Raw genomic sequence first — 12,791 nt, forward strand, 5'->3', positions numbered from 1 at the left:
GACTCACCGAAATCGGTGCGCGGGCCCCGATGGTTCTGCGGAAAGAAAAGTCGGTTCCGGTAGCCCGGATTGCTGTGCGCTCGTGAAGATTTCCTCAGCGACTGCATCGACCCGAGCTATCGGAACCAACGCAATGGCCGAACCCCCGAACCCCCCACCCGTCATACGGGCCCCGTATGCCCCGGCTCGCAGCGCAGCATCGACGGCGCTGTCCAGCTCGGGGGAACTGACCTCGTAGTCGTCTCGAAGCGAGACGTGCGACGCCGTCATCAGGTCGCCGAGTTCGGTACCGATGTCACCGCCGTCCAGCAACGCTACTGCCCGCTCGACTCGTCGTATCTCGCTGGTGACGTGACGAACTCGGGGAACGAGAGCCTGATCGACGAGCCCCGATACCGCCCGCTCGGGGTCGAGTCCGCGCAGCGACGACACACCCAGCTCCAGGTAGGCCCGGTCGAGGGCGGCCCGGCGGGCACCGTACTGGCCGTCGACCAGACGGTGCGGAGCGTTGGTGTCGATCACCATGATGCGAGCACCCGACGACGCGACGTCCAGTGGGATCTGGCGGGTCGACCCGTCGAGGCAGTCCAGAAGCAGGGCGTGTCCTCGTTCGGCAAGCATCGCGATGGCTTGATCCATTCCCCCGGTCGACGCGCCGGCCACATCGTTCTCGGCCCGAATGCTGGCGTCGATCAGCACCTTTCGATCGACGTTCAGATCGAACAGATCGCTCAGGGCCAAGGCGAACGAACACTCGAGGGCCGCCGAACTCGACAGGCCCGAGCCCACCGGTACCGAGGAGTGCACGGCAACATCGACTCCGCCTATCCCGTGCTCCTGCAGCGCCCAGGCAACGCCCGCCACGTACGCGGCCCAGCCCGACGGACTTCCCGGTCCGATGTCACCGAGTTGCCCCGTCCACGTCTGGTCGGTATGCGTCGAGACCGCCCGCATCGTGGCATCCTCGCGCCGCCGAACAGCGACTGCAGTGGCGAAGGGCAGCGCGAACGGCAGCACCAGACCACCTGCGTAGTCGATGTGTTCGCCGATCAGATTGACTCGTCCTGGGGCCAACCAGACGCCGTCCGGTTCACCGCCGAACGCGGCGTCAAACAGCTCCGAAGCACCGTCGGCGAGGCTCTGCTCGGACACGACGCTCAACCAGTTCACACCAGCACCTCGCGCAATCTGTCTGCGATTCTCTCGGGAGTCGTGTCGTTGATCCATGCGCCCATCGCCGACTCGGATCCGGCGAGAAACTTCATTCGGCCCGGTGACCGCATCATCGAGAACAGCTGTAGATGAAGACGTCCCAGCTCTCGATCGGATCCGACGGGAGCCTGATGCCACGCCGAGATGTACGGCACCTCGTCCACGCCCTCGAAGAATGCGTCGACGCCCCGCAGCAATGCGCGGTAGACGCCGGCCAGCTCGTCGCGCTCCGCATCGTTCAGTTCGGCAAGATCTGCGACGTCGCGGCGCGGAGCAAGATGCACCTCGAGCGGCCAGCGTGACGCCGCAGGGACGTACGCCACCCAATGCTCGACATCCACGACTATTCGTCGACCCGAGCGCAATTCGGCGGCGAGTACATCGGCCAGCAGAACTCGACCAGTGCTCTCGAAGTGCTTGCGCGACTGCCTGATCAAAGCATCGGTACGAGGAGGAAGGTAGGGGTAGGCGTAAATTTGGCCGTGCGGGTGCGTCAAGGTGACACCGATCTCCTTGCCACGATTCTCGAAGCAGAACACCTGCTTCACTCCATCGATCGCCGAGAGCTCCGTGGTCCGGTCTGCCCACACGTCGATGATCGTTCGGACCCTCGACAGTTCCAGCGAGACGAAAGACGCCTCGGGATCGCTGGCGAAACAGACGACCTCGCACCGACCGGTACCTGCCGCCAGTGGCCACAGCGGCTCACCGTCGACCGCTGCCGGAAGAGTCTGTTGTGCAGCACTTCCCGCCAACGACGGGAAACGGTTCTCGAAGACCACGACGTCGTAATCCGAGGCCGGAATCTCGGTCGGCGGGCGGCCCGGACGGCTGGGGGCCAACGGGGACAGGTCGGCGGGAGGCAAGAACGTGCGGTCCATCCGCTGGGCAGCCATGACGATCCACTCGCCGGTGAGAACGTCGAATCTCATCTGCGAGAGCGACATCGACGCCGGCAGCGGCCGTGAGTCCACGAGCTCCCGGGTGGCACCACCGGAAAGGTAGGGCTCTGTGTCGTCGTAATAGATCAATTCTCGACCGTCGGCCAGCGTGGTCGAGGTCCTGCGCATGGGATGGGTGGTGTCCTGCGTGGTCATCGACTGCTCGCTTCCTGGGTGGTCCGCCGGGGCTCGGCGGGACCGGTTGCGACGACCACGTCATTGACGATGTCGGTCAGCGCGTCGCGAATACGTTCGGGCACATCGACATCGGTGACGATCACATCCACCTCCGACAACGCAGCGGTGGTTGCGAGGGCGCGAACACCCCATTTGGTGTGATCAGCGAGGACCGCAACGCGACGAGCCGAGGCGACGAATGCCTGATTGGTCTGTGCCTCCAGCAGATTGGGGCAGGTGAGGCCCGCATCGATGTCCACTCCATGCGTGCCGAGAAACAGAATGTCGACGTGCAGCGTCTGCAACGCGCCGACCGCCAACGGGCCGACGAGTGCGTACGACGGGGTGCGTTGGCCTCCGGTGAGCAACACGGTGTGGTCTGCTCTGCCGCCGGCATGAAGGACGTCGGCGACGGGCAGGGAGTTGGTCACCACGGTGATGTCGGGTATCCGAAGCAGTTCCCGCGCCAGCGCGTGTGTCGTCGTACCTCCGGAGATGCCGATGGTCGTTCCTGGCCGGACCAATCGTGCGGCGGCGCGGGCAATGGCGGCCTTGGCGTCACGGCTCTGCTCGGACTTCACCGGAAAACCCGGCTCGAACGCGCTCGCGGAACTCGGCGCGGTGATGCCGCCATGCACTCGCTCGACCAGGCCCTGGGCGACCAGTTCATTGACGTCACGTCGAATGGTCATGTCGGACACCGACAGAGCAGTGCCCAACGCGGCCACCGTGACGGCTCCCTCGGACCGCACCCGGTCCAGAATCTTCTGCTGACGTTGATGGGCGAGCATCACACCATCACCAGACCTGATTCCATGCACACAACCTTCACCAGATAGCAACAAATGTCAACAAAAGCGAACAGGATGCGGCGATGTGGTCAGAAGTCGTCGTCGCTCTCGGACGCGGTTCGTGCACGACCGATCCGTGTCAGATGCACCCGTCGCGCCAGTCGAATCACGGGACGGATGAGCAGTTCGATACTCCCCAGCAGGAAGAACCACGTACCGATTACCGTCGTGCTCTCCTGAAAGAAGAGGATGCTGCCGACGATGAACCAGACCGCAACGAGAATGTCGTTGATGATGCTGACAACTTCCCACCGCTGGCGAATCACCAGCTCCTCGTGCCCGATAGTGAAGGTCAGGTCGTTCATAGCGGCTCCTTCGTAAAACGTCGGTGTACCCAGTCCGACTACCCGGATCCCTCCCAATCGACCCGGGCTGCCATCTCGAGCAGTTTCCGACGACGTGTCTCGCTGGTCTCGCCGATCCGCGCGATACGTCCGTACACATGGGCACGGAAGTCGGTCAGATCGTCCCGATTCTGTTGAACTGCACCGCTACCGATGCAGTTGTGCAGTAACGCGCGGAGGTTGTCGTACTCCTCTCGCGGAACTGCGGGCCACGCATTGACCACCAGCCCGGTGAGCTGTTGGCGTTGATGCTCGCGCCGCACTCGGGTCTTGTCGGGATGAATCGTGAAGCCCTCGTCGTGCGCGATCTGGGACACCACCCACAGCAACTTGTCGACGTCGAGCTCGGCCGGACCGGAGAACGCCAGGTCGTCGGCGTAGCGGGTGTAGCGGGCACCCATGGTGCGGGCGAGCCCGGCAACTCGAATATCGAGTTGGCGGGCAGCCAGGTTGGCCAAGGCGGGCGACGTCGGTGCGCCCTGCGGCAAGTGAGTGGTGCGAAGCCTTGCCGCCGTTGCGCGGTCCATGCCCGTCAATTCGCCGGCCGGGGTGACCGTTGTGCACAGCGCGGCAAGATTGGCCGCGACCTTTCTGCGGTAGCCGACGGCCTCGAAGATCGCCACCACGCGATCGAACCCGATGGACGGAAAGAAGCGACGTAAGTCGACCGAGACCACCACCTCACGCTCGGCGTGGGGCGTCGCGAACGTGCGGGGGCTGCGCCCTTTACGAAAACCGTGCGCGGCGGGATGTGGCGGAATTCGATCCAGGATGCGGTGCAGTATCTTTCGCTGAATCTCGCGCAAGCGCGGTTTGGGCACCTCGAGCAGACGGACGCCGTGGCGCTTGTCGAGACGAGCAGATCGATAGTGCTGCAGGGGAAACGGCGCAGTACGCAGCCGACCCTGCAGGTCGGCAAACCACTCGATTTCGGAAATGGTCAGATCCAGTGATTGCGCGAGCTGGCCCGTCGTCTCGTAGCGAGGCACCTCGAACCGCCAGGGTACGACACGGCCACGTATCGGCGATCGCTGTGACGACTTCGACGGCTGCGTAATCAACGGAAGATCTCGCAGCAGAACGAATATCGACGCCTCGTCGAACGGCGGACTCGGGTACAGGTCGATGATTCGATCGGCCAACCGCGAGGCCTTGGCCGGCATGAACCGAGAGAACGCCTCCTCGAGCCCCGATTGCGTCCACTCTGCGTCTGCAGCCAAACGAGCCAGGGTTGCGGCGGCGCGCGGAGACAGTTCGCGGTCGTTCACGTCGATCGCTCCAACGGGTCTCGAGCGAGAAAATGCAGCGGCGCGCGGCGACCGAAATCTTTCGTCCTCGGAGCTGCCAAGCACGCGTAGCGTGCAGACCAGCTTCGGACGCAGTGCTCGATTCTCAATATGTACCCAGGGGTTACCCCTGAGACCGGTCCCGCGGACCAACTCTCGCCCACGCGCCGCTGCATCCGTCCACCATGCCAAATCGAGGCCGATCTGTCAGCGGGATGACTCGCTGGTTCGACCGACCGGTCGGGTTTTGAAGTTCTCGTGAGTTGCTCGATTACGAGCCGGAGCTCTCGAGTCCGGAGCAGGTGAACGGAACCAGCGCCGACTCCGTTGCGTCCAACCCGTAGATGGGCTCTTGGGAAAGGACAGTGCACATGCATCGAAGCAGTCGATGGGCGGCAATCGCAGTAGGTCTGCTCCTGCTCAACGCATGTTCGACGGGCCAAGACGGTAGTGCAGTCCCCGAAGTCATCGCGACGACCAACACCGCGGTCGCCGCACCGACGCCGTGGGATCCATGCACCATCCCCGACGACGCCATCGAGCAGGCGGGATTGAACGTCGACTCCAAGGAATCGGGGGTGTTCGGCAGAGATCAAAACGGATTCAAAATTTGCGGATGGGTAAGTCGCTCGCCAGCTGACGCCTACTTCCTGCGCATTTTTGTTGGGCTGCAGAGCTTGGACTACATCGACGATCCGAGCCATTTCGATCGACTCGAGCCTGTCCGAGTAGGCACTCGGGATGCCACCCAGTACCAGCAGATAGCCGCCGATGCATCCCGCAACTGCGGCATCGCATTCACCGCTGGAGCTGAATTGATCAGAGCAACGTTCATTACAGGCCAATTGACTGGCAGCTCACCGTACGACCCATGCACAGAGCTCAATGCCGTAGTGGCCAGACTCGATTCCGAACTGCCCAACTGAATTTTCCGTCTATCGAAGGACACACACCGTGGGCCAAGTGAAGCCTGACCTCCTCGCACAGTGGCAGGACATGAACCAACGAGCCGACGCCGGCACCCTCACCATTCCAGCCGACGTCGCTGCAAAATGCGACGCCGCCTGTGTCACCTACCTGGCTCACCTCAAGAAGATGCAGGTCGACTCGCTTGCACTGACCGAGGTCGAAGACTGGGGAAACTTGCCATCCGCCCAAGCGTTGCGTGACAAGTTCCTGCGCCTTGCGACCGGCAAAGACACGTCACTCGACGTCATTCTTCAGCAGCACATCGACGTCATCGATTCGATGCGTACGTTGTTTCGGCGCTACTTCGACGAGACGGCAGAAGTCGACAGCAGAACGGCCGCGAATATCGTCGCGCTCACTCCAGAGAACTGACGGCCTGCAGCACTATTCGATGGACATCGACCTCGCGTTTGTCGTTGTCCAGTCGCCGCTACACCGGCTCGCAACTGCGAGAACGCCACCACTCGATCCGCGCCCTCAGCCGTCAGGCACACCCCACCGACGAGGTGAAAATCCCGACGATGGGCGTGAATCCCCGCCTCCCCGCGTTTTCGTCGCGTCCGGAGCGTAGCTGCAAGCAAGCCTCCTGAGACGGATCAAGGCCGCCCAGGTTGGAGCTCACACCTAGAGGTTCGCGTGGTGGAGACTCAGCCTCCGTGCGCCTCGACGGCCACGGGCTGCCATTCGCGCCAGTTCGCCAGGCGTGATTCGTAGTCCGTCGTCGCGATCTGGAGCGGTGCCTCTCCGAAAAAGACTCGCAGCGGCGGCTTTTCGGCGTCGACGACCTTGAGCAGCGCCGCACGCGTAGCTACCGGATCGCCAGGAGTCGCCTGCCTTGCACTCCGCAGTTCGGCGGCCTTCTCCCGAATCGGGTCGTACGCGGCGATGTCGGTGGACTTCTTGGCGGACGGACCGGACCAGTCGGTGGAGAACCCACCCGGCTCGATCAGCGTCACGTGGATACCGAAGTCCTCGACCTCCTGCGCCAATGCCTGGCTGAATCCTTCGAGCGCCCACTTCGAGGCGTGGTACGCACCGACATTCGGGAATGCTGAGATTCCGCCGATGGACGACACCTGCAAGATGTGGCCACTCCCCTGCTCACGCATGAACGGCAGCGCCGCCTGCGTAACCCATAGCGCTCCGAAGACGTTCGTCTCGATCTGCGCCCGAGCATCTTCCTCGGAGAGTTCCTCGATCATGCCGAACTGGCCGTAGCCGGCGTTGTTGATGACGATGTCGAGTGAACCGAACTTGTCGTAGGCCTGTTGGACTGCCGCGAAGTCGGCGGCGCGATCGTTCACGTCGAGTTCGATCGGCAGAATCGCATCGCCGTACTGTTCGACGAGATCTTTCAAGGTGTCTGTGTTGCGAGCAGTCGCTGCGACCCGATCGCCACGGTCGAGTGCCGCGATCGCCCACTCCCGCCCGAATCCCTTGGAGGTGCCGGTGATGAACCACGTCTTGGCTGTCATGAATCTCGTCCCTTCGCTACACGGACAAAAGTAAGGACGACGTCCGCTGCAAACGCCTCTCGGCGAGTGGTCGCTCGAAGCGACAAATGGGGTGAGGCCCGGGGCTTGCCAAGCGAACGCCGTCGAAAGAGTCCAACGAGGCGCCGTCGCCGACTATTCCCCGCACGTCAGCTGTGTTCCGTTCAACTGTGTTCGGTGATCATCACCGCCATGGTGTTCGGCTCCAGCGCCTCGAAGATGTGCAGCGCGTCGCCGGGGTAGGCGACATAGTCGCCGGGTGCCAGCTCGACTGCCTCGCCCACTGGCCCCACCAGGGCTCGTCCGGCGCTGAGCACAACGTGCTCGACCACACCGGGCGAATGAGGGTCCGAGCGCCTCGGCTCGCCGACGTCCGCGCTGACCAGATAGATGTCTCGTCGCGCGTTCGGTGGAGACGACGCCAGCAGCGTCGCGGAGTAGTCCGCCCGGTCCGACGCGAATCTCGGCCCCTCCCCTGCACGGATCAGTCGGACCGACTGCTTCGCCGGCTCGACCAGTCTGGAGAACGGCACCTCCAGGGTGACGCTGAGGGCCCACAGAGTTTCCAGACTCGGATTCCCCGTACCCGATTCCAGTTGCGACAGAGTCGATTTCGCAATTCCGGCGCGGCGCGCCACCTCAGCCAGCGAGAGGCCGACGCGTCGCCGCTCCTGCTGCAGAGCGGCAGCGATGGCTGCGATCGGTGGTCCGGCGTCCGCCATTCGTTCACTCCATCGGTACGTTCGTTTGATTTGACGAACAGCTTAACATCGTCCACTATAACGACCATGCGTTCGACATGGCGAACCCTGCAGGGGGTCAACATCCGCGACATCGCGTTGGTCTGTCTGGCCGACGCCTTGGTCGGGGCCTCGTTCGGTGCGATCTCCGTGGCCGCTGACCTGCCGTTGTGGCTACCGGTCGTGATGTCGCTGGTGGTGTTCGCGGGTTCATCACAATTCATCTTCGTCGGCATCCTGGCCGTCGGCGGGAACCCCGTCGCCGCCGTGGCGAGCGCTTTGCTTGCCAATTCTCGGCTGGTACCGCTCGGATTCTCCATAGGATCCGTCTTCGAGAACGTCTCGCCACTGAAGCGACTGCTCGGCACCCACCTGATCACCGACGAAGCGGTCGCATTCAGCGTCGCCGAACAGGACGAGGCGAGCCGTCGAACTGCGTTCTGGCTGTGCGGAATCGGACTGTTCGTCACCTGGAACATCGGGGTGGTGATCGGCACGGTGGGCGGAGGAGCGATCACCGATACCGCCGCACTCGGACTCGACGCCGCATTTCCGGCAATTCTGCTCGGCTTGATCATGCCTGCGCTCCGAGATCGGGGCACGCGCAATGCCGCACTCGTCGGAGCAGGGATCGCCCTGGCAGCGTCGATGTTCCTACCGAGCGGACTGCCGGTGCTCCTCTCGCTGATCGCCGTGGTCCCCGCACTGCTGTCGACCACGCCCGCCGCACGCAAGGAATCCGCATGAACCTCACGATTCCGCTGATCGCCATGGTCGTCGGCACCTTCGCTCTGCGCCTCATCGGCCCGGCCCTACGCTCGCGCATGACCATCTCGCCCCGCATCGACCGCGTCATGTCCACCTCGGTCGCCGTCGTGTTCGTGGCCCTCATCGCCACCTCCACCCTGCTCGTGGGCAAGGACTTCGCGGGCTTCGCGGCCCCCATCGGCGTGACCGTGGCCGGAGTCCTCGCTTGGCGCAAAGCACCCTTCGTCGTCATCGTGATCGCGGCTGCCGCAACCACCGCTTCCCTCCGATGGATCGGCGTCGCCTGACCGAACCGCGGCACCCCGAGTCCACTAGATGTGACATTGACCCCCGAAAAGTCCACCAAATGTCACATCGAGTGCATCGGATCGGGGACACCGGTGACAGCCATCGCCCCTTCGCGGAATACCTACACGACAACGAGCCCATTGCCACCTGGGCGACCTCGCTTACTGACCTGAGCGCCCACTATTTCCCTGCAGCCCCGGGATTCCGTCTTTCGAAACGAATTGTGGGCGCTGACATCAGTTGACCGGCGCAGCTCGAACCGCCGACCCCCACGGGACCCACCTGACCTCGCGCACCTCTCCCAGTTCACCGGCACTCCGAGTCCACTAGATGTGACATTGACCCCCGGAAAGTCCACTCGACGTCACATTGAGTACCCCCGGGCGGGGACAATGGAGAATGAACACAATGTCTCGATGTGGGGAGCCGCAATGACCGCGCTGGATGCAGTACGACGACGTTGGCCGAAGACGATGCCACTTCAGCCGCTTCCGTCGGAGTCGTGGGCCAAGCAGGAGCCGACGTGGAAGGGTGCGAATCCCCAGGTCATCGAGTCGGCGTTGAAGCGTGCGAAGACTCGGACGTCGGGTAATTGGTTCGTTTTCGCTGCTAGTCGTGACGTGAAGGCCGACAAGCCGTTCGGTCGCTATGTCGGCACCACCGAGTTGGTTGCGTGGCGGGATTCGGCGGGCAAGGTGCATATCGGTCCGGGTGCGTGTCCGCATCTCGGGGCGGCACTCGATACCGCGAAGATCGAGTGCGACGCGTTGGTGTGCCGGTGGCATGGGCTGGCGTTGGGTCCGAAGGGTAAGGCTGGCTGGCGGCCGGTTCCTGCGTTCGACGACGGTGTTCTGGTGTGGGTCCGGCTCGACGAGCTGGGCGGCGAGGAGCCGACGCCGGTGCCGGTGGTTCCGATCAGGCCCCCTGCGTCGACGTCCATTCCCGGTGTCGTCACGTTGATCGGGAAGTGCGAACCGGACGACATCATCGCCAATCGCCTCGATCCGTGGCACGGTGCATGGTTCCATCCGTACTCGTTCGCGAGGTTGAAAGTTGTCAGTGCGCCCACCGACATCGATGTGCCCGAGGAGGACGATCGCTTCCTGGTCGATGTCACGTTCCGCGTCAGTCGCGGCATCGGTGTTCCGGTTCGAGCCGAGTTCGTCTGCCCCGGCCCACGCACCATTGTCATGCGCATCCTCGACGGTGAGGGGGCGGGAAGCGTTGTCGAGACTCACGCGACTCCCCTGGCTCCTGCGTCCGACGGCACCCCGCGGACGGCGGTCATCGAGGCGACGATCGCGAGCTCGGATCGACCCGGCTTCCAGATGGCGCGCAAGGTCTCGGGACTGCTGCGTCCGGCGATGAACTTCACCGCAGCACGTCTGTGGAAGGACGACCTCGATTACGCCGAACGCCGTTACGAACTGCGCTCGACGGGTCGCGCGTGATCTAGCCTTCGACGAACGCGGCGAGTTGGCCGATGACGGTTCCCCAACCGTCATGGAAGCCCAACTCCTCGTGCATCTTTCGGTCTTCTACGTTGCGGTGCATCACGTGCGCCCGGTACTGCGTCCCGTCGGGATGGTCGGCGAACGTGATCACCGCGGTCATGAACAGCTGTAGGGCAGGTCGCCAACCTTCGACGAGGGAGTTGGTGAACACGATGCGTTCCTGATGGTCGACGGCGAGGAAGCATCCGTCGATGTGCGGTTCGAAGTCTCCTCCGGGTTCACTCATCAGCGTTCGGAATGCGCCTCCGGGCTGCAGATCCCACGCGTCGACTCGGCACAGAGTAGGTGCCGGAATCCACCATTTCTCGAACTTCGACGGGTCGGCCCACGCATCCCACACCGTCTCGCGCGGAGCCGCGATGATGCGGGAGATACTCAGGTCGAGTTCGGGATCGAAGGAAGTCATTGTTGTTCACTCTCTTTCGAGGATCGGGTGACGAACTGTTCGAGGCGGTCGGTTCTGGATTCCCACACGGACCGTTGCTGCTCCAGCCACGCGGAGGCCGCGTCCAGGTTGGTTCGCTCGATCGTGCATGCGCGTACACGTCCGGTCTTGTGGGTGCGAATCCATCCGCTGCGCTCGAGTACATGAATGTGTTTCATGAACGACGGCAGAGTCATGTCGAATGGTTCGGCCAGTTCCCCCACGGTGGCAGGCCCTGACCCCAGTCGGCCCAGTACTGCACGCCGCGTGGGATCGGCCAATGCTTGGAACACGTCGTCGAGGACCTCGGAATACTGAGCCATAAGGCACAGTATCGTGACTGATCGATATACACAAGAGCTCTGCACCACTCCTGCTGCGCCGCAGCACTATTGGGGCGAAAGAATTTCCGAAAATGTGCCGTAAAGGTCTTGGCACTCGCTGCATTCGAGTGCTAATTTTTGTGTTGCACAGTTGAGGAGCGCCTCGCCACAGGGGCGAGCGCATCTGGGTACAGGAGGTGGTTGCTGTGCTTCGTTTCGATCCGTTCCGTGACGTCGATTCGCTCACCTCGGCATTGTTGGGTGCGTCTACCGGTTCGGACCGCGCACCGCGATTCATGCCCATGGATCTGTACAAGGTCGACGATCACTACGTACTCAGTGCCGACCTTCCCGGCGTCGACCCGGGATCCATCGACGTCGACGTCGATCGCGGCACATTGACGCTCACCGCGCAACGAACCGTGCCGGAAAGCTCCGGTGTGCAGTGGATTTCATCGGAGCGCTTCGCCGGAACGTTCCGTCGACAGATCTCACTGGGTGACGGCGTCGACACCGAAGGCATCTCGGCGTCGTACGACAACGGCGTCCTGTCGATCACCATTCTGCTTGCCGAGCGAGCGAAGCCGCGCAAGGTCGACATCGCTCGTGCCGAGCTGACCGGCGAGCAGAGATCCATCGAACACCAATCGACCTGATCCGTTACGCGCACAAGCACATCGAGCACTGTCGAACCACTCAGGGAGGGTGATGCATATGGAAACGGATACCGTGGTCTGGCCGGAATCTCCCGATCGCGACCAATGGTGGCGCACGGTTCTCGGGGTCGGGACCGAGATCCGTGAATGCGCCACGGCCGATCTACTGGATCAGCAGCGAGCAGAGCCGGTCGACGACGACCTCTACCCGCACGTACCGCGAGAGCCCGTCGCTGCGTGATCCCAACGACCGCAAGGCCGGCACCGACATTCGGTGCCGGCCTGCGTCATTGCCGCACCGAGTAACTGGCCACAAGGCCAGACATCACAGGACCAATGAGTAGAACGTGCTCGACGGGTCAACGACGTAGTCGCCGAACGGGGGCACTTCGTTGAACCCGTGTCGCTCGTAGAGGCGTCGAGCTGCGGCGAAGTAGTCCTGGGTGCCCGTCTCGAGGCTGACGCGCTCGAACCCCAGTCGTCGCGCCTCCGTCAGTACGTGGTCGAGCAGTCCGGACGCCACCCCGCGGCCTCGCGCGAAACTCGAGGTGCGCATCGATTTCAGTTCTCCGTGTTCAGGAGTGAGTGTCTTCAGCGCGGCAATGCCGAGCAGTGCCCCGGCCTCCCACGCCGTCCACACCCGCATATCCGGCCCGCGCAGACCCGACAGATCCAGTGCGTGAACACTCTCCGCCGGGGACGTCGCGTGCATGTCCGCAAGGTGCTCGACGAGCAACGCACCGACCTCCGGCCGCGACAGATCGTCGACCTCGAGACGCATGCAACCTCCTGTCGTGAGTGGAAG

General features: G+C 63.3%; 17 protein-coding genes. 7 read left to right on the forward strand and 10 right to left on the reverse strand.

Features of this window, described 5'->3' with window-relative positions; genetic code table 11:
- Nucleotides 1-3: 3 nt before the first annotated feature.
- The 5 genes from galK to CH281_RS03545 form a co-directional block, all read right to left on the reverse strand.
- Nucleotides 4-1,227, reverse strand: coding sequence for a galactokinase (gene galK / locus CH281_RS03525; RefSeq protein ID WP_094692959.1), 1,224 nt, complete (start codon nt 1,225-1,227; stop codon nt 4-6).
- On the reverse strand, nt 1,167-2,282 hold the full coding sequence (galT, locus tag CH281_RS03530; protein WP_094693091.1) for a galactose-1-phosphate uridylyltransferase: 1,116 nt from the start codon (nt 2,280-2,282) through the stop codon (nt 1,167-1,169). The genes galK and galT overlap by 61 nt, the downstream gene beginning before the upstream one ends.
- 23 nt (nt 2,283-2,305) lie before the next feature.
- Entirely contained in the window at nt 2,306-3,121 is an 816-nt protein-coding gene (locus CH281_RS03535; RefSeq protein WP_094692961.1) for a DeoR/GlpR family DNA-binding transcription regulator, read from the reverse strand.
- An 89-nt stretch (nt 3,122-3,210) separates the two neighbouring features.
- Nucleotides 3,211-3,486 (reverse strand): YrhK family protein, encoded by a 276-nt coding sequence (locus tag CH281_RS03540; RefSeq protein WP_032371456.1) that lies wholly within the window; start codon nt 3,484-3,486, stop codon nt 3,211-3,213.
- A 38-nt stretch (nt 3,487-3,524) separates the two neighbouring features.
- Nucleotides 3,525-4,793, reverse strand: coding sequence for a reverse transcriptase family protein (locus CH281_RS03545; RefSeq protein WP_256983340.1), 1,269 nt, complete (start codon nt 4,791-4,793; stop codon nt 3,525-3,527).
- Nucleotides 4,794-5,182: 389 nt separating this feature from the next.
- Here CH281_RS03545 and CH281_RS03550 point away from each other — a divergent pair, with 389 nt between their 5' ends.
- A complete protein-coding gene (locus CH281_RS03550) occupies nt 5,183-5,737 on the forward strand; it encodes a DUF3558 family protein (RefSeq protein WP_094692963.1) in 555 nt (184 codons plus the stop codon).
- A 37-nt stretch (nt 5,738-5,774) separates the two neighbouring features.
- A complete protein-coding gene (locus tag CH281_RS03555) occupies nt 5,775-6,152 on the forward strand; it encodes a hypothetical protein (RefSeq protein ID WP_032381933.1) in 378 nt (125 codons plus the stop codon).
- A 275-nt stretch (nt 6,153-6,427) separates the two neighbouring features.
- On the opposite strand, the gene CH281_RS03560 is transcribed toward CH281_RS03555, so the two are convergent.
- Nucleotides 6,428-7,255 carry an SDR family oxidoreductase gene (locus tag CH281_RS03560; RefSeq protein ID WP_094692967.1) on the reverse strand — a complete coding sequence of 276 codons (828 nt, stop codon included), beginning with the start codon at nt 7,253-7,255 and terminating at the stop codon, nt 6,428-6,430.
- Between the two features lie 182 nt (nt 7,256-7,437).
- A complete protein-coding gene (locus tag CH281_RS03565) occupies nt 7,438-7,995 on the reverse strand; it encodes a helix-turn-helix domain-containing protein (RefSeq protein WP_094692969.1) in 558 nt (185 codons plus the stop codon).
- Nucleotides 7,996-8,061: 66 nt separating this feature from the next.
- Between CH281_RS03565 and CH281_RS03570 the strand changes: the two genes are divergently transcribed.
- The 3 genes from CH281_RS03570 to CH281_RS03580 all read left to right on the forward strand — a co-directional run bounded on the left by CH281_RS03570 (nt 8,062) and on the right by CH281_RS03580 (nt 10,520).
- Nucleotides 8,062-8,760, forward strand: a complete 699-nt coding sequence (locus CH281_RS03570; RefSeq protein ID WP_094692971.1) for an AzlC family ABC transporter permease — start codon at nt 8,062-8,064, stop codon at nt 8,758-8,760.
- Entirely contained in the window at nt 8,757-9,068 is a 312-nt protein-coding gene (locus CH281_RS03575; protein ID WP_094621319.1) for an AzlD domain-containing protein, read from the forward strand. Before CH281_RS03570 ends, CH281_RS03575 begins: the two co-directional genes overlap by 4 nt.
- A gap of 432 nt (nt 9,069-9,500) precedes the next feature.
- A complete protein-coding gene (locus tag CH281_RS03580; RefSeq protein WP_032385433.1) occupies nt 9,501-10,520 on the forward strand; it encodes a DUF5914 domain-containing protein in 1,020 nt (339 codons plus the stop codon).
- 1 nt (nt 10,521) lies between these two features.
- Here CH281_RS03580 and CH281_RS03585 read toward each other — a convergent pair whose 3' ends face one another.
- A complete protein-coding gene (locus CH281_RS03585) occupies nt 10,522-10,989 on the reverse strand; it encodes an SRPBCC family protein (protein WP_032385300.1) in 468 nt (155 codons plus the stop codon).
- The gene (locus CH281_RS03590; protein WP_032381926.1) at nt 10,986-11,330 is read right to left on the reverse strand and encodes an ArsR/SmtB family transcription factor; all 345 of its coding nucleotides are present in this window, start codon (nt 11,328-11,330) and stop codon (nt 10,986-10,988) included. Before CH281_RS03590 ends, CH281_RS03585 begins: the two co-directional genes overlap by 4 nt.
- Before the next feature lie 206 nt (nt 11,331-11,536).
- Here CH281_RS03590 and CH281_RS03595 point away from each other — a divergent pair, with 206 nt between their 5' ends.
- Together CH281_RS03595 and CH281_RS03600 are read left to right on the forward strand one after the other, a co-directional pair.
- A complete protein-coding gene (locus CH281_RS03595) occupies nt 11,537-11,986 on the forward strand; it encodes an Hsp20/alpha crystallin family protein (protein ID WP_094693097.1) in 450 nt (149 codons plus the stop codon).
- Nucleotides 11,987-12,044: 58 nt separating this feature from the next.
- Nucleotides 12,045-12,227, forward strand: coding sequence for a hypothetical protein (locus CH281_RS03600; RefSeq protein WP_032371449.1), 183 nt, complete (start codon nt 12,045-12,047; stop codon nt 12,225-12,227).
- A gap of 84 nt (nt 12,228-12,311) precedes the next feature.
- Here the strand turns inward: CH281_RS03600 and CH281_RS03605 are convergent, their stop codons facing one another.
- The gene (locus CH281_RS03605; RefSeq protein ID WP_094692973.1) at nt 12,312-12,767 is read right to left on the reverse strand and encodes a GNAT family N-acetyltransferase; all 456 of its coding nucleotides are present in this window, start codon (nt 12,765-12,767) and stop codon (nt 12,312-12,314) included.
- Nucleotides 12,768-12,791 lie beyond the last annotated feature (24 nt).

Origin of the sequence: Rhodococcus sp. 06-221-2 (assembly GCF_002258365.1) — a bacterium.
Lineage (GTDB): Bacteria > Actinomycetota > Actinomycetes > Mycobacteriales > Mycobacteriaceae > Rhodococcoides > Rhodococcoides fascians.